This is a genomic window from Corynebacterium lehmanniae, assembly GCF_043161975.1.
GTDB classification, from domain to species: Bacteria; Actinomycetota; Actinomycetes; order Mycobacteriales; family Mycobacteriaceae; genus Corynebacterium; species Corynebacterium lehmanniae.
Window position 1 is genome coordinate 1541619 of record NZ_CP170998.1, and the last position, 17951, is coordinate 1559569.

Sequence of the window (17951 nt, forward strand, 5' to 3'; positions counted from 1 at the left end):
CGGGAAAGGCTAGCGCGAAGTGATCGGCAGCGCGCGCACGCCTTCCAGTCCCGGCACCTCGCGCCAGATCGGGTTGTCCGCACCGGAGGCCGGCACCTGCAAAAGCGCGTTAGCGTCGGTGACGTATAGCGTGCTCGGCGACGCCGCCACCGCCACCACCGGCGCCGAAATGTTGCCGGCGGACATCGCGGTCATGGAGGAGCCGTCCTGCTCCACGCGCATCACCGGTGTAGTGGAGGTCGTGCCTACCAAGAGGGAGCCGTCCGGGCGCCAGTCTGCGGAGATCACGCTGCCTGAGAGTTCATGCGCGTACTCGTAGACGTTGACGATGGAACGCTCGCCGGAGGGTTGCCGGCGCACGATGCCGGTGTAGAGGCGGCCGTCGATCACCATGACCACCCGGGTGCCGGTGCGCGACAGCCGCAGCACGGAAATGTTGCCGTCCACGCCGTCGGGCAGTTCCACTTTGACCTCGCCGGTGGTCAGGCTGCCGGTGGCGGCGGACTGCACCGTGCGCAGGATCCGCTTGCCGTCAGCTACCGTCCACACCGCCGCCGCGTCCGGTTCAAAGGCGGGGCGGGTGAACGTGCCCGCGCGCATGACCTCGGCCTCGGATCCGTCGAACTTGCCCACGCGGAAGATATCGTCCTCGGCATCGCCGGGTTTGCCGAAAATGGCGGCCCACTCCCCGTCCTTGGCGATGTCGGCGAAGATGACGTCGCTCGCGGCGCCGAGTGAGCCCTCCACCGGCTGCGTGGATCGCTCGTCCACGCGGACGACCTTGCCGCCCGCCAGGGCGTACAGCTTGGTTTCGCCGACGGTTTCCACCAGCGGGCTCGCGGCGATGAAGTCGTCGGTGTCGAGGCTGTCGGTGCCGTCGATAAGCGGTTGCCCGTCGGCCTTGAGCTCGTAGGGCCCGGTGACACCCGCGGTGGCGAGCGTCCACACCACCTGGGCCGCGAAGCGGGCGCGTTCGTCCTCGCTCACGCCGGCGAAGCCGGTGAAGGTGTAGGCGCCGTCCTGTTCTCCCGTGTAGGACACGCTCGAGGGCAGCGATCCGGTGAGCGCGGGCCGTAGCCGCTCCGAGGGGCCTTCCATGAGCAGCCCGATCAGGTCGCTCGCCAGCGTTTCGCGGCGCGAGTGCACCCAGCGGCGGTCGGTGACCAGCTCCCGGTCGTCCTGGTCGAAGAAGTACAGGTTGTACGGCTGGTACTGGTTGCGCAGCTCCGTGCGCTCGAACACGACGCCTTCCGGCAGCGAGGAGATGCGCCATTGCCCGTCCACCATCTCCATGTCGATGGTGGCCTCATAGTCTCCGCGTTCCGGCGAGTATGAACCGCCGGAGCGCACCACTCCGACGACTTCGCCGTGCACCGAGTAGCTGCGCTGCCCCACTGAGGATCCCGGCAGGGTGGTCATGCCGATGCTGTCCACCACGAGTTTCTGCCCGCTCGGGTCCCACGCGGCGGAAGCGCCCTCGGTGAGGTAGGCGCGCGCCGCCTCGTAGTCGCTGTCGGGGGTGGCAGAGGCATGGTAGAAGTCGCGCAGCAGAAGGTCCGATTCCTGGCCGTCCTTCGGCCCCGCGGCCTGCGTTTCCGTCTCCTCGGGCGCGAAGGAGCGGATCACATGCGGCGCCGAGTTCGTGGGCAGCGAGGCGCAGCCGGCGGCCAGGGTCGTCAGCGCCACCGTGAGGCAGGCGAGTGTTTTACGCATCGGTGTCCTCCTGGAGCCTTCGCTTATCGACGTCCAAAGGTGCCCCTCCATCAGCTCCCCCGTCGCCGCCGCCGGCTGCCGCGTCACCGGCGCCTTCGGTGTCCTCCGGGGCGTCGAGCGCTTCGGGGGCGATAGCGCGCGGCGCCTCGAGCGGAAGCGGCGATTCCGTGAAACCGGCCTCGATGTCGCGCGGCAGCACGAGGCGGAACTGCGAGCCCACCCCGTACTCGCCGATCGCATCGAGCACGCCGCCGTGCAGCTGCGCGTCCTCGCGTGCGATGGCCAGGCCCAGCCCGGTGCCGCCGGAGTGGCGCTTGCGGGACTTGTCGGCGCGCCAGAAGCGGTTGAACACCAGGTCCTCTTCGCCTGTCTTCAGGCCCACGCCGCCGTCGGTGACGGTGATCGCCACCGCCTCGTCGTTGGAACGCATGCGCACGGTGACCGGGTTGCCTTCCGAGTGGTCGATGGCGTTGGCGATGAGGTTGCGCACCACGCGCTCGATGCGGCGGGCGTCGCCTTCCAGCGTCTGCGGCTCGTCCGGGATGTCGAAGATGACGTCCACGTCCAGCTCCTCGGCCAGGTGCTGGGTTTGCTGCCAAGCGGACTCCACCGGCTGGCGGGCGTCCACGTTCGCCGCGGAGAGCTCAGCCACGCCCGCGTCGTGGCGGGAGATCTCCAGCAGGTCGTTGAGCAGCGCTTCGAAGCGGTCTAACTCGCTGGTCATCAGCTCCGAGGCGCGCTTCGTCGCCGGTTCCAGCGAATCCTCGTTCGCCGCGATCAGATCCGCCGCCATGCGCACCGTGGTCAGCGGAGTGCGCAGCTCGTGGGAGACGTCGGAGGTGAACTGGCGCTGCAGCGAGCCGTACTCCTCCAGGTTGGCAATCTGCTTGCTCAAGGTGTCCGCCATGTCGTTGAAAGACATGGCCAGCACGGCCATCTCGTCCTCGCCGTCGACAGGCATGCGCTCCCGGAGGTGGCCTGATGCGAAGCGCTGCGCGGTGCGCGAGGCGGAGCGCACCGGCGCCACAATCTGCTGGGACGCCAGCCAGGAAATGCCCATCAGCAGCACCACGACGATCACCGCGGCGGACGCCAAGATGCCGCGCATGAGTGCGACCGTGGAGACTTCGCTTTCCATGTTCATCACCAGGTACAAGCGAAGGTTGGGGATGTCGGCGTTGGTCGGGGTGCCCACAATCAGCGCGTCGTAGGCCGAGCCGTCCGGGCGCTCCACGGTGGCGAACTGGTAGGCCACGTTGCCGTCTTCAACATAGTCGCCCAGGCGCTTCGGAATTTGGTAAGCCTCCGGCGACGACGTCACAGCACCGTTCGGCGCCTCCACCACCAGCACAGGCTCGTAGAAGCTGGCGGAGTCGCCGCTTTCCTGCGCGCGCTGCGTCAGCCCGGCGCGCGCCGAATTCAGGCGCGCCTGCAACGAGGCGGAGGAGCCAGAGTTGGCCAGCTGGTACTCCACGGTCGAACGCGCGCGTTCGATTTCCACAGTGGCGGTTTCGATCTTGGCTGCGGTGATGCGGTCGGTGACAACGGACGCCAGCGCGAAGCCAAGCACAGACATCACGACCGTGGACACGAGCAGCACCGTGCCCACGAAGCGGACCTGCAGTTTCGTGGACCAGGCGTGCCGCACCCGGTCGCCGACACGACGTATGGCGTCCAGGTGCTACACCTCCGACTTACCGGTCTTGTAGCCCACGCCGCGGACGGTGAGGATGATCTCCGGGTTTTCCGGGTCGTGCTCAATCTTGGAGCGCAGGCGCTGCACGTGCACGTTGACCAGGCGTGTGTCGGAGGCGTTGCGGTAGCCCCACACGGACTCCAACAGCTCCTCGCGCGAGTGCACCTGGTTCGGCTTGCGTGCCATCTCCACCAGCAGGTCGAACTCCAGCGGGGTCAGCTGGATCTCCTCGTCGCCGCGGGTGACGGTGTGCTGCGGCACGTCCACGGTCAGGTCGCCGACCTCGAAGACGTCCGCCGGAGTCTCGTCCGTGCGGCGCAGGCGCGCGCGGATACGGGCGACAAGCTCCTTCGGCTTGAAGGGTTTGGTTATGTAGTCGTCCGCGCCGGACTCCAGGCCCAGCACGACGTCCACCGTGTCCGTCTTGGCGGTGAGCATGACCACCGGCACCGCGGACTCCTTGCGGATCTCGCGGCAGATGTCGATGCCGTTCATCCCCGGCAGCATCAGATCCAGAAGGATCAAATCCGGGTCGAACGAGCGGAAGGCGGGCACCGCCTCGGCACCGTCCGTCACGGAGCTGGTCTGGAACCCCTCGGCCTCCAGCACGATTGTCAGCATCTCGTTGATCGCCGGGTCGTCGTCCACCACGAGGATCTTCGGTGCCATGCGTCCTCCTCTATCCTTTTCGCGCTGAGCTGGCCTTACTGCGCCAGCTCGCCCACTACCTGCATGATAACCGCCGGTTCCGACGTGCGAAGCCACCGGCTCGCCCAGTTGCGCTCCGCGAGCTCGGCGTACGCCTGAAACGTCGCCACCTGCAGCGCCACGTCGCGCTCGTAGCGGTCCCGGGTGCGCGTCGCGTCCTGTTCCTCGCGCGCCTCCGCGCGCTCGCGCGCAACGTCCGGGGTGGTGTCCACCAGCACCTGCAAGTCGGGCTTGGGCAGCCCCAACTTTCCAAACTCCAGGTCGTGGACCCACTTCACGGCGGCCGGGTCGCCCGTGCGCGCGCTCGTGTACGCCGCGTTGGAGGCGACATAACGATCCAGGACGATGACGCTGTGCGGGTCGCCAGCGAAGCCGTCGAGAAGCTGCTTCGCCCCATGCCTGTCCAGGGCGAACAGGGTGGCCATACCGAACGCCGAATCCGTCAGGTCGCCCATGCGCCCATGCAAGGCGTCGTGCGCCAGCTGCGCATGCACGGACGTTTCATAGCGCGGAAACGCTAGCGTCTCAGCGCCGAAGCGCTCCTTCACCGCAGTGACTAGCGTGTTCTTGCCCGCGCCGTCGATGCCTTCAACTGCAACAATCATTCAGCTACGCCAGCGCCTCGAGGAACTGCTCCAAGTCCTCCTCAGTGTCCGCCTCCTCGAGCACGGAAGCGGCAGACTCCACCAACTGCTCGTCCATCTCGTCTGGGCGCAGGCGGATAAACGGGTACGTCTCCGCAATCTCGCCGGCGGAAAACGGCGCGCCCGCCCAGATCGCCGCGATGGTGGCTGCGGCCTGGCCGTTGAGCAGCTCTTCCTCAGAGGGATCCTGCTTCGCGGCGAGGAGCACCGCGTCACGGACCGCCTCAAAAACATCCTCGAAATCAAGATCGACTAGCTCGTCCAGGAAGTCCGTGTTGGCATCGACCGTGAAAATCTGCTCGTCCCAAGTACTCACTGCGGCGCTCCTTCCGTAGATGGTGCGCGAGCGGGCGCCCGCACAACGTGTCGCACCCATTTGTATACGGCAAAACGACGCTCCGGGGCACACAAACGCAAAACAACTCGCCGCGCAGGGGTTCCCCATTTCACGATGACGTGCTATAAACAGTGCTACGAAGCCAAACGTTACCAAGTTGTAACCAATGCGCGGGCCGGAAACGCCCGCGGGAGGAGTCACCGTGGAAGGGACAGCACGCCGGGTAGCCGTGTTCATCGGCGCAGGTGCACTGCTTGCTGCCGTCGTCGGTTTCACGGTGTGGGCGACCTCCGGCCCCGGCCAGAACAACCGCGCCGGGTTTACCGCGGAAGCCGCTGGCACCACTGGCAACAGCGCCGCCTCCACCACCGCGAGCCCGACAACGGAGACGGTGACGGAGAACCTCACGCACACCCGCACCGTGCGCAGCTCCACCAACTCCCCCGACAACGGCCCCGCCGCGCACCACGGCGCGGATGCGGGCGCGGCAGGCTCCGGCGCGGGGCGCGCAGGCGCTTCCATGCCCACCGGCTACAACGCGGCGCACGACCCCTACCTGCCGCCGCACGCGGTAGTCGCTCCGGCGCAGGAGTCCACGCAGCCGTCGCGCGTGTACCGCCCGTCCAACATCGTGCCGTCTCCGGCCCGGCCCATGGCCGCCCCTCAGGGTGCCAACCCGGCGGCGGAGCCCACTCCGGCCTCCGCGGACAACCGCACCACCTCCCAGCAGACGCCGGGCAGCACCCCGCCGCGCGAGCCGGGCGACGGCGGCGCCGCGCAGACGAGCACCGCCGCCACCCCGGCACCGGGTGGATCCGAGGTGCAGCCGTCGAAGCGTCCGGATCAGCCGCAGACCACGCAGCAGCCGGAGCAGTCTGAGCCAACGGCACAGCCGGGCCACGGCTCTGGTCCGTCGCACGTGCCGGACGGAATGCAAGAGGGCACCCCGTCCGAGCCTGGATCCCCCGCCGCGCAGGAAGACCAGCGCCCGGAGATGCGGATGCAGGGCGCAGGAGCCGCAGCGCAATCGGTTCCCGGCACCGAAAGCGCGGCAGACGCCGCACCGCAGGGCAGCGCTCAGCCGAGCGAGGCGCCGCAGACCCCGGATGCCGCCACGGGAGGCAATGAGGCGCCGACTCCCGTCGCGGGCAAGGAAGATGTCGCAGGCTACCCGCGCGAGAAAGAAGGCGTGACGGCCCGCGACGTGATTGACAAGATCACCGGCCGTTAGACCGTCGCCACAAACACCTGGGATTTGCCGGCTGCGGTGATTTCCGTCGCCGCCTCGCTCGCCGGGACCCAGGCGCCGTTGCCCTGCGTTAAGACGAACCCGTCGGCGCCGCGCACTTCGCCGGCGGTGCACAGCACGATCGCGGGGCCGTCTTCGTCGACGGCCAACGTGTCGCCGTCGTCAAGCGCATGCATGCGCACCGCGAAACTGTCCACAGGAAGCTGGAACTCCACGCCGCCGTGCGACGGGGCCGTTTCCGCCCGCGGGTTTTCCAGGGTGCTGAAGTCCAGCACCTTCACCAGCTCCGGCACATCCACGTGCTTGGTGGTCAACCCGCCGCGCAGCACGTTATCGGAGTTCGCCATCACCTCCACGCCCAGACCGGACAGGTAGGCGTGCAGCTGGCCGGCGCGCAGAAACGCCGCCTCGCCGGGTGCAAGGGTGAGCACGTTGAGCAGCAGCGCCGCCAGTACGCCCACATCGCCCGGGTAGGTCTGGTTGAGCTCGAGGTAGACCTCCGCGGCCTCCACCATCCACTCGGGGGCGTTTCGCTTGTCGACGAGCTCCGCCGCAGCACGCTTCACCGATTCGATCAGCTCCACCCGCGGCTGGTGCGGCAGGGAAATCAACGTGGTGAACAACGCCCGCAGATCCCCTTCGCCGTCCGTGGGCAGCAAGGTGGCGTAGCGGTCCAGCTCCGGACTGCTCAGCTCGGCGAAAAACGCGGCGGTGTCCGGCACCGGGCGGAACCCGGCCAACGCGCGGAACTCGGTCAGCGCCACGATGAGCTCCGGCTTGTGGTTCGGGTCCTTGTAGTTGCGGTTCGGGCTGTTTAGCTCGATGCCCTCGGCGTTTTCGCGCGCGAAGCCTTCCTTGGCCTGCTCCAGCGAGGGGTGGGCCTGAATGCTCAAGGGCGCGGCCGCGGCGAGCAGCTTGACCAGAAACGGCAGCTGGTCGCCGTGCGCGTCCTGCACGCGCTTGCCCAACGCGGCGGCCGGGTCGGCGGCGATGGCGTCGTCCAGGCCCTGCCCGTTCACCGTCGCCGGGGCCGCCGGGTGGGCGCCGAACCAGAGTTCCGCCTGGGGCTGCGGGCTCGGCGAAGGCTCGCCGCGCAGCTGAGCGATCAACGTGTGGGAGCCCCAGGGGTAGGGGCGCAGAGCTCCTTCAAGGTGCTCCATGGTTCTCCTTCTACTCCTCCGAGGCGGCGGCATCGGCGGCGTCGGCTGCAAGCGCCGTCGCCGCGTACGCCCTGGCAACCAGGCGCGCCGCACGGGCCGCCGGATCATCCACGTCCGTCTCCACGGACTCGACCCGGCTGCCCGCCGAGACCACCGGGCTGGCGGTCCCGCACGACCAAACAACGGTTGTTAAACCTACCAGCTTCGCGGGGCCGTCGATGTAGGGGTCGTGGAACAAATCGTCCGCGCCAGCCGTGGAATTGCCCTCCTGAGCACGCTCGACGGCGAAGGGAAGTTCCTCCGCGCCCACGGCGGAAGCAGGGATGCCGTGCGTGGACCACAATGCCGCCACCAGCTCTGCCACCGCGCTTCCTGCCCGCCCGACGCCGGTGTGGAGCACACGGGCGCCCTCGGCCTGCGCGCGCAGCTTTCGCGCGGCGTTGACCGCCACGTCGCGCCTTGGGGAAACAGACTCCAGCTCGGCGTCCACCTCCGAGGCCAAGAGCTCGAAGCGCTCCGCCACCACTTCGGCCGGCTGGCGCAGCGCGAGCAGCACCGCGCCGACCACGGCGCAGGTGCGAAGCGGGGAGGCCCCGGCGGTGTCGGGCAGGGCGGGGATGACGGTGGCGGCCTGTGGTGCGTCGTCAAGCAAGGGCCCCGTATTCGGGCCCGCGAGGATGGTCTCGGCGCCGCGGCTGGCAGCGGTGGTCAAACCGCGCAGATCCTCCTCGCGGCCGGCGTTGTCGCCCACAACTACCACGACGTCGAGCGCGCCGACGTACGCCGGAAGCTGGTCGGCGACCACAACCGGCACATCGAGCGGGGCGGCGAACGCCGCCACCGCCCGCGCCGCGGTGGCCGCGACCTGGTCGGTGGCCAGCACGACCACGCTGCGGGGTGCAAGCCCGCGCAGCCCCGCAAGCAGGTGCGCCGCCTGGCCCACGGCGCGGAGCTGGGCGCCCTCGTGGGCGATGTCGAAAAACAGGGCGTCTTCCCTGGAAAATCCGCTCATACCCCGCGAGCGTACGCGGGGAAGCTTATGCGCGGATGATGCCGAGGATTTCCTCGGTCAGCGCGTCCACCTCCTCGCGCGTCGGCGCCTCGGCGTTCAGGCGCAGCAGCGGCTCGGTGTTGGAGGCGCGCACGTTGAACCACGCCTTGGAGTCCTTCAGCTGCACCGTCACGCCGTCGAGGGTGTCCACGGATTCCGCGCGGTCCGCAAACGCGTCCACCACGCGCTTCGTGGCGGCGGCCTGGTCGGCGACCTCAGAGTTGATCTCGCCGGAGGCGGTGTAGCGCTCGTAGGCGCCCATCAGCTCGCTCAGCGGCGCGTCCTGCTCCGCCAGCGCGGCCAGCACGTGCAGCGCGGCCACCAGGCCGGAGTCGGCGTTGAAGAACTCGGAGAAGTAGTAGTGCGCGGAGTGCTCGCCGCCGAACAGCGCGGAGTGCTCCGCCATCTGCGCCTTGATGTAGGAGTGGCCGACGCGGGTGCGCACCGCCTTGCCGCCGTGCTCTTCGATCAGCTCCGGCACCGCGCGCGAGGTGATCAGGTTGTGGATGATCGTCGCGCCCGGGTGCTGCTCAAGCGTACGGGTGGCAATCAGCGCGGTGATCGCGGACGGCGAGACGGCCTCGCCGCGCTCGTCCACCACGAAGCAGCGGTCCGCGTCGCCGTCGAAAGCCAGGCCGATGTCCGCGCCCTGCTCCACGGTGAACTTCTGCAGGTCCACCAGGTTCTTCGGGTCCAGCGGGTTCGCCTCGTGGTTGGGGAAGGTGCCGTCGAGCTCGAAGTACAGCGGGCGGATGTCCATGTCCCCCAGCACCGCCGGCACCGTCATGCCGGCCATGCCGTTGGCCGCGTCCACCGCGACAACAAGCTTGCGGCGCGTGGGCACCGGCACAAGCTCGCGCAGGTAGGAGGCGTACTCCTCCAGGGCGTCATGCTTATCGACGACTCCCGCTTCCCCCTCGTACCCCGGCACGCCCTCGAGGATCATGCGGCCAATCTCGCCCAGGCCGGTGTCCGTGGACACCGGGGTCGCGCCCGCACGGCAGAGCTTGATGCCGTTGTACTGCGCCGGGTTGTGCGAGGCTGTGAACATCGCGCCGGCGCAGCGCTGGGTGCCGGCGACGAAGTAGAGCTCGTCGGTGGACGTCAGGCCCAGCAGGGTCACGTTGATCCCCTGGCTGGCGGCGCCTTGCGCGAAGGCGTCTGCAAGCGCCGGCGAGGACGGGCGCATGTCGTGGCCGACCGCGATGCGGGTCTCGCCTTCCCCGCGCAGGATGTGCGCGAACGCCGCGCCAGCGGTGCGGACGAAGTCCTCGTCGATGGTCTCGCCGACGACGCCGCGGACGTCGTACGCCTTGATCACGCTTTTCAGCGTTGCTTCTGTGTGCTCAATAGCCATGCGCGGTATCTTATCGCGCGCCCCCGACACGGGCCTGCGCAGACCGCTGTTGCTACTGCTCTACCTCCGGGTCCGGCACGATGCGCAGGTGGGAGCGACGCGCCGCCTTGGCCGCCGCGATCTGCTCCTCCACCCGCTTCGTGCGGTGCACCGGGTGGTTGGAGGTGTCCGGGTTGTTGAAGTCTTTCTCCGCCGAGTACTCGATCGGGTCCTGGCCGGTTTCCACCAGCCCGGTGGTCACCCGTCCTGCTTCGCGCACCGCCTCCGCGAGTGCGGTGATGTCGGTGTTCTCCTCGTCCAGTTCGTCGTCGTCGAGTTCGACGTGCTCGACGCGGACTAGCTCCCAGCCCACCGGGGCGGTGATGTGCGCGGAATGGCGCTCGCACAGATCCCACGCGTGCGGGTCCGGGGCGGGCGCGAGCGGCCCGATAACTGCCGTCGAATCCGCGTACGCGTAGATCAGCGTGGCCACGGCGGGCCGGCCGCACCCGGGGCGGCAACAACGGCGGTAGATATTCACGGCGCCAAGTCTAAACCCCACATTGAGATTTCGATAGTGCAACGCGGCGCGCCCGCGCCACCTGCGCCCCGCGGCGCAATAGCATTGCCAGCTATGAGCTCCACTGGCCCCTCCCACGTGCAACCGGCCCGCAACCGCCACGGCCACGGTGTGCGCGGGCCCATCCTGCCGATCGGCGTGCCGCGCTACCGCACCCGCGCAGACAGCTTCGACCAGCTGGTCATCGACGCCTACGCACCGCTGCACAACCAGTACTTCAACGAGCTGGCCGGCGTGGACCTTGCCGTGGACACTATTCCCCGGATGCGTCTCAGCCCCGACATGACGGTGTTTCCGGACGAGATCATCGCCGACGGCCCGGTGCCGCTCGGGCGCGTGCTGCAGGCCGGGGTGGACAAGCAGGGCAACCCCACCCGCGCACGCTTCGTGGTGTTCCGCATGCCCATCGAGCACCGGGCAGCGCAAACACAAGAGCGGTCAGAACTCATCACCTGGGTTCTGACCGCTCTTGTGGCCAATTACCTCAACTTGGATCCGAGGACTATCTCCCCAGACTTCCCCTGGTAGGGCTTAGCCGATCTGCTTTTTCAGGCGGCGGCGCTCACGGTCGGAGAGCCCGCCCCAAATGCCAAAACGCTCGTCGTGCTCGAGCGCGTATTCCAAGCACTCGTCGCGCACTGCGCACGCTTTGCAGATCCGCTTCGCCTCGCGGGTGGAGCCGCCCTTCTCCGGGAAAAACGCCTCCGGGTCGGTCTGGGCGCACAGCGCCTGATCCTGCCACTCCTGCTCGACGGCGCCGAACAACTCGTCGAGGGTCATCCCTCCTGCGGCCGCGCCGCGGAGGGTGGCGTCTGCCTGGTTTTCCACGCCATTACCTTCCTTAGTTGCTTGTCGGTCGTATAAGAGTGGTGACCGCAGTTCCCGGCTGGCGGGCACTGCGGATAACACTGCTGTGATTACACACCGGGACACTAAATAGCCGCAACCAGAATTCTGCAGTTTCGGTCCCCCGCCCCCCATTTCCCACGTCGCTCGTCACACGAGTCACATTAGTCACACGCGCCAGAAGATGGGGGTGCACATCGGGGGTACTACATATGGTAGCGGCGCCGAATTGAGCAACTATTTTTCAGTTTTGGCGTGTCGCTTACGCGTCCGGAGAGAAACGCACTCCCGAATCCGGGATTTCCACGCCCGGCCACACGCGCATGCCCGCCTGCAGCTCGCAACGCGCGCCAATCGTTGCCCCTTCGCCGATCACGCAGTCCGTGATCCGCGCGTTCGCGCCGATCCGCGCACCAGCGGCGATAATCGAGTTGCGCACCATCGCGCCAGGCTCGATGGTCACGCCGTCGAAAATCACCGAGTCGTCCACACGCGAGCCGGCCCCGATCTCGCAGCCGCGGCCCACAGCCGTGCCACCGATGAGGATGACGCCGTGCGCGACGCCAGCGGAGTCGTCCACAAGCGACTCGCCCGTACGCCCCTCGAGCAACGGCGAGTACGCGATGCCGCGCACCACATCGGAAGACCCCTGGACGAAATCGTCCGGGCGGCCCATGTCGCGCCAGTAGGACGAATCCACGTGGCCGACCACCTTCGCGCCCGCCTCCAGCAGACCCGGGAACGTGTCGCGCTCCACCGACACCACGCGCCCGGCCGGGATCTGCTCGATCACAGAACGCTTGAACACGTAGCAGCCGGCGTTGATCTGGTCGGTCGGCGGATCCTCCGTCTTCTCCAAAAACGCCAGCACGTTGCCGTCCTCGTCGGTAGGCACCGAGCCGAACGCGCGCGGATCCGGCACGCGCACCAGGTGCAGCGTCACGTCGGCGTCCTTGTCCACGTGGGTGGTGGCGATGGCGGACAGGTCCGCGCCGGAGAGCACATCGCCGTTGAACACCATGGCGTTGTCGTAGCGCAGCTTGTCGTACACGTTGCGGATGCCGCCGCCGGTGCCGAGGGCCTCTTCCTCCACCACGTACTCGATTTCCAAGCCGAACTCGGAGCCGTCGCCGAAGTACTCCTCGAATACCTCAGCCTTGTACGACGTGCCCAGCACCACGTGGTTCATGCCTGCCGCCTTGATGCGGGCAAGCAGGTGCGCCAAAAACGGGTAGCCCGCGGTGGGCAGCATCGGCTTCGGGGTGGACACCGTCAGCGGGCGCAGACGCGTGCCGCGCCCGCCCACCAGGATCACCGCGTCCATCTCAGTGACTGCCCCGTCGGGCGCCTGCGCGGCGCCGATGTGCTCCGAAGTTGCCATTGCTTGTCCTTTTCTTCCTGGTGTTTGTGGTCTAACTAAGTATCGGTGCGCCGCCGCGGTTTGCGCAGGCCAAGTTGGAACGCCCCGCGCACCTTCAGCCCGAGCCACAACGCCCACCGCAGCGGTGCCTGCCACGGGTGCGGGTGCCTGTCGCGCTGGAAGCGGTAGGCCGAACCGTGATGGGCGGGCACCGTGACCTTGCGGAACTTGCTGGCCACGTGACCCTGGTCGTGCAGGATCACCGACGACGGGCAGTACAGGTTGTCCCACCCGGCGCGAGAAAGCCGGTCGCCGAAGTCGATGTCTTCGAGGTACATGAAGTAGCGCTCGTCGAAGCCGCCGATGGCGTCGAACGCGTCCCACCGCACCAGCAGGCACGCGCCCGAGAGCCACCCTGCGGTGCGCTGGACGTGCATGTTCGCGTCCGCCTTGTAGGCGCGGGAAAACGGGTTGCGTGGCCAGACGTCGTAAAGCAATGCATGCCCGATGCCTGTGGCAAGCCCGGGCACCTCGCGGGCGCTGGGGTACGCGGAGCCGTCCGCTTCCTCGATGCGCGGGCCCGCCGCCCCCGCCTTTGGAGCGGCGTCGATGCAGCGGATCAGCTCGTCGATGCTGCCCGGGCCGAACTCGACGTCGGGGTTGACGATGAGGAAGTAGTCGTTTCGGATCGCATTCGCTTCTCGACGCTCCGCCAGCGCCGCGGCCGCGACATTAATCGCCGCCCCGTAGCCGATGTTTCCGCCGGTGGGGAGGAACTCCACGTGTTCGTGCTGAGCGGCCGCGCGCTGCGGCGCGCCGTCGGTGGAGCCGTTGTCCGCGCAGACCAAATGCACCTCGCCGCGCGTCGCCGCGTCGAGCGACGCAATCAGGTGCGACAAATGCTCGCCCGGCGAGTACGTCACCGTAATCACGGCAAGCGGTGCGTCAGTCGGATGGAGAAAGTCTGCGTTCACAATGGCTGGAATCATACCCACCAGTGGGGCCGGAATTGGTGTACGGCACAGGCACAGCCGAGGGTATTCGGGAGGGAATGTCGTATACTTCCCCGCGTGACTGACCCCAACCGCCGTGCCCGCGACATTCAGGCGGCACCATCGCGAACGCGAGACGTGTCCCAGTCCGGCCACCCTGTGGTCAAAGGAGTGCTGGCTGTAGTCTCCGCCCTGGCGATCACCCTGTCCGGCGTCGGCTACTTCGCCGTCGGCCGTTTGGGCGGGCAGCTGTCCGCCTCGGAGCTGGACGTGAGCTCCCAGAGCAAATCCAAGGGCAAGGGCAACAAGGACGACGCGGTGCTCGACGGCGCGGTGGATATCCTGCTCGTCGGCTCCGACTCGCGCACGGACGCGCAGGGCAACCCCTTAAGCGAGGACGAGCTCGCCCGCCTCAACGCCGGTGTGGCCGACGGCGAGATCAACACCGACACCATCATGGTTGTCCGCATCCCGGAGGACGGCTCGAAGGCGACGGCCGTTTCCATCCCGCGCGACACCTACGTCCACGACTCCACTTACGGCAACCTCAAGATCAACGGCGTTTACGGCGCCTACGCTGCCGACAAGCGCGAAGAGCTGGTCGAGGAAGAGGGCATGTCCGAAGGCCCCGAGCTGGAGCAGCGGGTCGCGCGCGCGGGCCAAGAGGGGCTGATCGACGCGGTGGCCGACCTCACCGGCGTGGAGGTGGACCACTTCGCGCAGGTGGGCCTGCTCGGCTTCGTCTTGCTCACCGACGCCGTCGGCGGCGTGACCGTGTGCCTGAACAACGCGGTGGACGAGCCGCTGTCCGGCGCCCACTTCCCCGCCGGCGTGCAGACGCTCAACGGCACGCAGGCGTTGTCGTTCGTGCGCCAGCGCCACGACCTGCCGCGCGGCGACCTCGACCGCATTGTCCGCCAGCAGACGTTCATGGCGTCGCTGGTGCGCACCATGCTCTCCGCGGGCACCCTGACCAATCCGGCGCGCCTGCGCGAGCTGGCTAACGCCGCCGAGCGCTCCGTCACGCTGGATAAGGACTGGGACGTGGTCCGCTTCGCCCAGCAACTTTCCGGCTTGGCCGGCGACAACGTCACCTTCACCACCATTCCGGTGACCTCCGTCAACGGTGTGGGCGACTACGGCGAATCTATCGTCACCGTCGACGTGGCCCAGGTGCACCGGTTCATGGAAGACGCGGTGGAGCCCGATCAGGAAGAGGACACCACCGAGACCTCCGACTCCGCAGACTCTTCCGACTCCGCGGCGTCGTCGACGCTTAGCTCCCAGGACGTCATCGTGCTCAATGCCGGGGCTGTGCCGGGCCAGGCGGGCCGCGTCGGCGAGGAGCTGGGCAAACAGGGCATCCAAGTTTCCGAGGTGGCCAACGCAATGGACGGCCTGTACTACCAGAGCCAGGTTGTGGCGCCCGACGCGGACGACCCTGCCGCCCAGGAGCTCGCGCGGATCCTCGGCGGTGTGCCGGTGGTGGCCAACGCCACGCTCGAGCCGGGCACGATGGTGGCGGTCGTGGCCGACGATTACGCAGGCCCGGGTCTCATGACTGAGGAGGAAGCGCAGCAGGAGGCGCCTGTGGGCACGCCGGGCGAGGATTTCGGCGCCACCGAGATCGGCCCCGAGATCAAGGCGGACGGCGACAGCCCGCGCTGCGTGAACTAGCCCCGCCCCCGACACCTAGTCCGGCATCGGCACCCTGATGTCGCGCCTGATCGTGTTCACCGTGGTGTTCTGGCTGTTCTGGGTGGTACTGCTGTTTATCTGGTACCAATTCGACTTGCCGTTGGGGCCGGGCGCGTCGATCATGTTGGCGTCGTAAAGCAATTGCCCCTTACGATGGGCGGGCATGAGCATGCTCGCACCGCTAATGCAGACCGACCCCTCGACGCCGCGCCTGACCGTCTACGACGACTCCCGCGGCGTGCGCATGGATTTTTCGGCGCAGACGCTGGACAACTGGGCCAGCAAGGTCGCCAACATGCTCGACGAGGAATTCGACGCCGGCGACGAGGTCGCTATCGATCTGCCGGTGTCGTGGCAAGCGGCGGTCATCGCCATCGGCGCGTACAACTCCTCGCGCACCCCGCTTATCGACGCCACAGGTGCCCCCGCCCCCGACCTCATCTTCACCACCCTGGACGGCGCCGCGCGGTGGAGCGAGGTGCCCGATTGCGTGGTGGTCTCCGACGACCCGTTCGGCCGCGGCGTGGTGGAAGCCGGCGGCGAACTGCCCGTGGGCACCGTGGACTTCGGACCCACCGTGCGCTTCTACGGCGACGACTACTTCGGCACCTCGCCTGCGCTGAGCTCGTTCGCGGTGCCCGGCATTGAGGCGGAGCGCTACCTGGTGCAGGACTGGCACACCACCGAGGAGTTCGCCGCGAACGTGCTCGGCCCCATCGCCGCCGGCGGCTCCGTCGTGGTGGTCACCGGGCTGGTGTCCGCCGAGCGGCTGAAAGAGATCGCCGAAGCGGAGAAAGTCACCCGCTTCATCGACGGGCAGTAACGCGGCGGGGCTGTGGCTGGTTATTCTGGCCCGGTCGGCTATCCTGTGGCGGATACACTCACGCCCATGAAGGGACCGCCCATGCTCACCAGCTCTATCTCCCGCCGCGCCATCGCCCCCGCGCTCGCCGTCGCCCTCGTCGCCGGCGCCGCCCCGGTGGCCACCGCCGCCCCGGCAACCGACACCGCCGCCCCGGCGAAGGAAAAACAGTCCAGCGGCCCGGGCAGTTCCGAGTTCACCCAGGACGAGATCGACAACGCCATGCGTTTCGCCGGCCTGCTCACCGGCATCCTCGCCATCGTGGCCACCATCGGCGCCGCCGGCCTGTACTTCGCCGGCCCGCACCTGGGCCTGAACCTGCCGGGTCTGCAGAAGTAGCGCTTCCGGCCGCGCGGCCCCCGTCTCGGCGCGACCCCCATTCCACAAACCCCGGGTAAGGGATCCAGAGTATGGCCCAAAATCGGCCTTACTCTGGATCACTTACTCGGGGTTTAGCTCTGTAGGTCTGCCCCAGTCCACTGCCGGATAGCCTCACGGATCGCATCCGACCGGGTGGCCAGACCCTCCGCTTCGGCGCGGGCCATGAGGGCGGCGACCGTTTCGTCGTCGAGACGCACCGGCACGACCGTGCCTGCACCTTTACCTACTGGTGGACGACCTCGGCGCGGAGCCGGCAGCTTTGAAAGGTCGTAACCCGCTTCAGCCTCATCAGCCCACCGCTGAATTTGCTCTTCGGTGATCGATTTGCCGTGGATCTTTTCCATGCGGATATCGTATACGAAAATCCGACCCCTACCGCCCGAGCACGCGGCGCACGAAACGGCGCCAAACCACCCGCGCCACGGAGTGCGGCAGCGCCACCACCTCCCGCGCGTAGTTTTTCACCCGCGACGTCTCCGGGGTCGGTGCCGCCACCAACTGCACCGGAATACCCAGGTGCCACGCCCACACGCGGGTGCGCAACACGTGAAACCCGCTGGTCACCACGGTCAGGCACTCGACCTCCGGGAACAGCGCCCGGGAGCGCTCCAGGTTTTCGTTGGTGGAGCGCGCCTCCGGCTCCAGCACCACCCCCGACTCGGGCACCCCGTGCTCCACGAGCCACGCCGCCATCACCGGGGCCTCCTCAAAACCGGAGACGACCAGCGGCGCGGGGGCCGCGCGCCACACCTCGAGCGCCCGGCGCAGCCGGAATTCGAGCATGCGCGAGGGGCGCCCGTCGACGATGCGGGCGCCCAGCACGACGATTGGGTTATTCACCCATCAGGCGCTTGCGTAGCGCCTCGTCCTTGCGCTCGACCTCGGCCGCCATGCGCGCCTGGTAGTCCACCATCTTGCGCTGCACGGACGGGTCGGCGGCACCCAGGATGCGCGCGGCCAGAAGGCCTGCGTTTTTCGCCCCGCCGATGGAGACGGTCGCCACCGGCACGCCGCCCGGCATCTGCACGATGGACAGCAGCGAGTCCAGCCCGTCCAGCGTGTCCAGGGCGCGCGGGATGCCGATGACCGGCAGCGGGGTCGCTGCCGCCACCATGCCCGGAAGGTGCGCCGCCCCGCCGGCGCAGGCGATGATCACCTGCAGGTCGCGCGTGTGCGCTTCCTTGGCGTAGGCCAGCATTTTCTCCGGCGTGCGGTGCGCGGAGACCACGCCCACTTCGAAGGGGATGCCGAATTCGGCGAGCACCTCGGCGGCCGGGGCGACGGTGTCCCAGTCCGAGTCGGAGCCCATGATGATGCCAACGACTGGCTGTGCCATGT

At 68.1% G+C, this 17951-nt stretch carries 21 protein-coding genes; 5 read left to right on the plus strand and 16 right to left on the minus strand.

The features are described 5' to 3' along the window. Positions 1-9: 9 nt before the first annotated feature. From lpqB to ACF3NP_RS07445, 5 genes are read right to left on the minus strand one after another with little or no spacing between them, the layout of a single operon-like run. Positions 10-1764, minus strand: a complete 1755-nt coding sequence (lpqB, locus tag ACF3NP_RS07425) for an MtrAB system accessory lipoprotein LpqB (RefSeq protein ID WP_392398586.1) — start codon at positions 1762-1764, stop codon at positions 10-12. Further along, positions 1706-3361: an MtrAB system histidine kinase MtrB gene (gene mtrB / locus ACF3NP_RS07430; protein WP_239356830.1), complete on the minus strand. Its 1656-nt coding sequence runs from the start codon at positions 3359-3361 to the stop codon at positions 1706-1708. Before mtrB ends, lpqB begins: the two co-directional genes overlap by 59 nt. A 33-nt stretch (positions 3362-3394) precedes the next feature. Continuing rightward, complete coding sequence (gene mtrA, locus ACF3NP_RS07435) at positions 3395-4078, minus strand: MtrAB system response regulator MtrA (protein WP_070476151.1); 684 nt, start codon at positions 4076-4078, stop codon at positions 3395-3397. A 35-nt stretch (positions 4079-4113) separates the two neighbouring features. Continuing rightward, positions 4114-4722: a dTMP kinase gene (locus tag ACF3NP_RS07440; protein WP_070476148.1), complete on the minus strand. Its 609-nt coding sequence runs from the start codon at positions 4720-4722 to the stop codon at positions 4114-4116. 4 nt (positions 4723-4726) lie between these two features. Continuing rightward, entirely contained in the window at positions 4727-5077 is a 351-nt protein-coding gene (locus ACF3NP_RS07445) for a hypothetical protein (RefSeq protein ID WP_269508038.1), read from the minus strand. Between the two features lie 223 nt (positions 5078-5300). Here ACF3NP_RS07445 and ACF3NP_RS07450 point away from each other — a divergent pair, with 223 nt between their 5' ends. Next, the gene (locus tag ACF3NP_RS07450) at positions 5301-6329 is read left to right on the plus strand and encodes a hypothetical protein (protein ID WP_392398587.1); all 1029 of its coding nucleotides are present in this window, start codon (positions 5301-5303) and stop codon (positions 6327-6329) included. On the opposite strand, the gene manA is transcribed toward ACF3NP_RS07450, so the two are convergent. Genes manA through ACF3NP_RS07470 form a run of 4 tightly spaced genes read right to left on the minus strand, consistent with a single transcriptional unit; the run spans position 6326 to position 10435 of the window. Then, positions 6326-7507 carry a mannose-6-phosphate isomerase, class I gene (gene manA, locus ACF3NP_RS07455; protein WP_392398588.1) on the minus strand — a complete coding sequence of 394 codons (1182 nt, stop codon included), beginning with the start codon at positions 7505-7507 and terminating at the stop codon, positions 6326-6328. The two genes, ACF3NP_RS07450 and manA, sit on opposite strands and share 4 nt — an antisense overlap. A gap of 10 nt (positions 7508-7517) precedes the next feature. Then, the gene (locus ACF3NP_RS07460; protein ID WP_392398589.1) at positions 7518-8519 is read right to left on the minus strand and encodes a hypothetical protein; all 1002 of its coding nucleotides are present in this window, start codon (positions 8517-8519) and stop codon (positions 7518-7520) included. 25 nt (positions 8520-8544) lie between these two features. Continuing rightward, positions 8545-9915 carry a phosphomannomutase/phosphoglucomutase gene (locus ACF3NP_RS07465; RefSeq protein ID WP_392398590.1) on the minus strand — a complete coding sequence of 457 codons (1371 nt, stop codon included), beginning with the start codon at positions 9913-9915 and terminating at the stop codon, positions 8545-8547. A 52-nt stretch (positions 9916-9967) separates the two neighbouring features. Then, positions 9968-10435, minus strand: a complete 468-nt coding sequence (locus tag ACF3NP_RS07470; RefSeq protein ID WP_239306709.1) for a DUF3499 domain-containing protein — start codon at positions 10433-10435, stop codon at positions 9968-9970. Between the two features lie 93 nt (positions 10436-10528). Between ACF3NP_RS07470 and ACF3NP_RS07475 the strand changes: the two genes are divergently transcribed. Continuing rightward, positions 10529-11002: a metallopeptidase family protein gene (locus ACF3NP_RS07475; RefSeq protein ID WP_070476127.1), complete on the plus strand. Its 474-nt coding sequence runs from the start codon at positions 10529-10531 to the stop codon at positions 11000-11002. Between the two features lie 3 nt (positions 11003-11005). Here ACF3NP_RS07475 and ACF3NP_RS07480 read toward each other — a convergent pair whose 3' ends face one another. The 3 genes from ACF3NP_RS07480 to ACF3NP_RS07490 form a co-directional block, all read right to left on the minus strand. Next, complete coding sequence (locus ACF3NP_RS07480; protein ID WP_171194374.1) at positions 11006-11254, minus strand: WhiB family transcriptional regulator; 249 nt, start codon at positions 11252-11254, stop codon at positions 11006-11008. Between the two features lie 328 nt (positions 11255-11582). Beyond that, on the minus strand, positions 11583-12701 hold the full coding sequence (gene manB, locus ACF3NP_RS07485; RefSeq protein WP_070844803.1) for a mannose-1-phosphate guanylyltransferase: 1119 nt from the start codon (positions 12699-12701) through the stop codon (positions 11583-11585). Positions 12702-12736: 35 nt separating this feature from the next. Then, positions 12737-13669 carry a glycosyltransferase family 2 protein gene (locus ACF3NP_RS07490; RefSeq protein ID WP_392398591.1) on the minus strand — a complete coding sequence of 311 codons (933 nt, stop codon included), beginning with the start codon at positions 13667-13669 and terminating at the stop codon, positions 12737-12739. Between the two features lie 81 nt (positions 13670-13750). On the opposite strand from ACF3NP_RS07490, the gene ACF3NP_RS07495 reads away from it, so the two are divergent. Further along, positions 13751-15349: an LCP family protein gene (locus ACF3NP_RS07495; protein WP_392398592.1), complete on the plus strand. Its 1599-nt coding sequence runs from the start codon at positions 13751-13753 to the stop codon at positions 15347-15349. Positions 15350-15364: 15 nt separating this feature from the next. On the opposite strand, the gene ACF3NP_RS12060 is transcribed toward ACF3NP_RS07495, so the two are convergent. Beyond that, positions 15365-15535 carry a hypothetical protein gene (locus ACF3NP_RS12060; protein WP_262360355.1) on the minus strand — a complete coding sequence of 57 codons (171 nt, stop codon included), beginning with the start codon at positions 15533-15535 and terminating at the stop codon, positions 15365-15367. Between ACF3NP_RS12060 and ACF3NP_RS07505 the strand changes: the two genes are divergently transcribed. Then, entirely contained in the window at positions 15534-16193 is a 660-nt protein-coding gene (locus ACF3NP_RS07505) for a TIGR03089 family protein (RefSeq protein ID WP_392398593.1), read from the plus strand. The two genes, ACF3NP_RS12060 and ACF3NP_RS07505, sit on opposite strands and share 2 nt — an antisense overlap. 66 nt (positions 16194-16259) lie before the next feature. Continuing rightward, on the plus strand, positions 16260-16571 hold the full coding sequence (locus ACF3NP_RS07510; protein ID WP_239356839.1) for a hypothetical protein: 312 nt from the start codon (positions 16260-16262) through the stop codon (positions 16569-16571). A gap of 113 nt (positions 16572-16684) precedes the next feature. On the opposite strand, the gene ACF3NP_RS07515 is transcribed toward ACF3NP_RS07510, so the two are convergent. The 3 genes from ACF3NP_RS07515 to purE are packed head-to-tail and all read right to left on the minus strand — an operon-like array spanning position 16685 to position 17949. Next, a complete protein-coding gene (locus ACF3NP_RS07515; RefSeq protein ID WP_239356841.1) occupies positions 16685-16957 on the minus strand; it encodes a ribbon-helix-helix domain-containing protein in 273 nt (90 codons plus the stop codon). Between the two features lie 28 nt (positions 16958-16985). After that, on the minus strand, positions 16986-17453 hold the full coding sequence (locus tag ACF3NP_RS07520; protein WP_392398594.1) for a YdcF family protein: 468 nt from the start codon (positions 17451-17453) through the stop codon (positions 16986-16988). Next, a complete protein-coding gene (purE, locus tag ACF3NP_RS07525; RefSeq protein WP_070845032.1) occupies positions 17446-17949 on the minus strand; it encodes a 5-(carboxyamino)imidazole ribonucleotide mutase in 504 nt (167 codons plus the stop codon). The genes ACF3NP_RS07520 and purE overlap by 8 nt, the downstream gene beginning before the upstream one ends. Between the last annotated feature and the right edge of the window lie 2 nt (positions 17950-17951).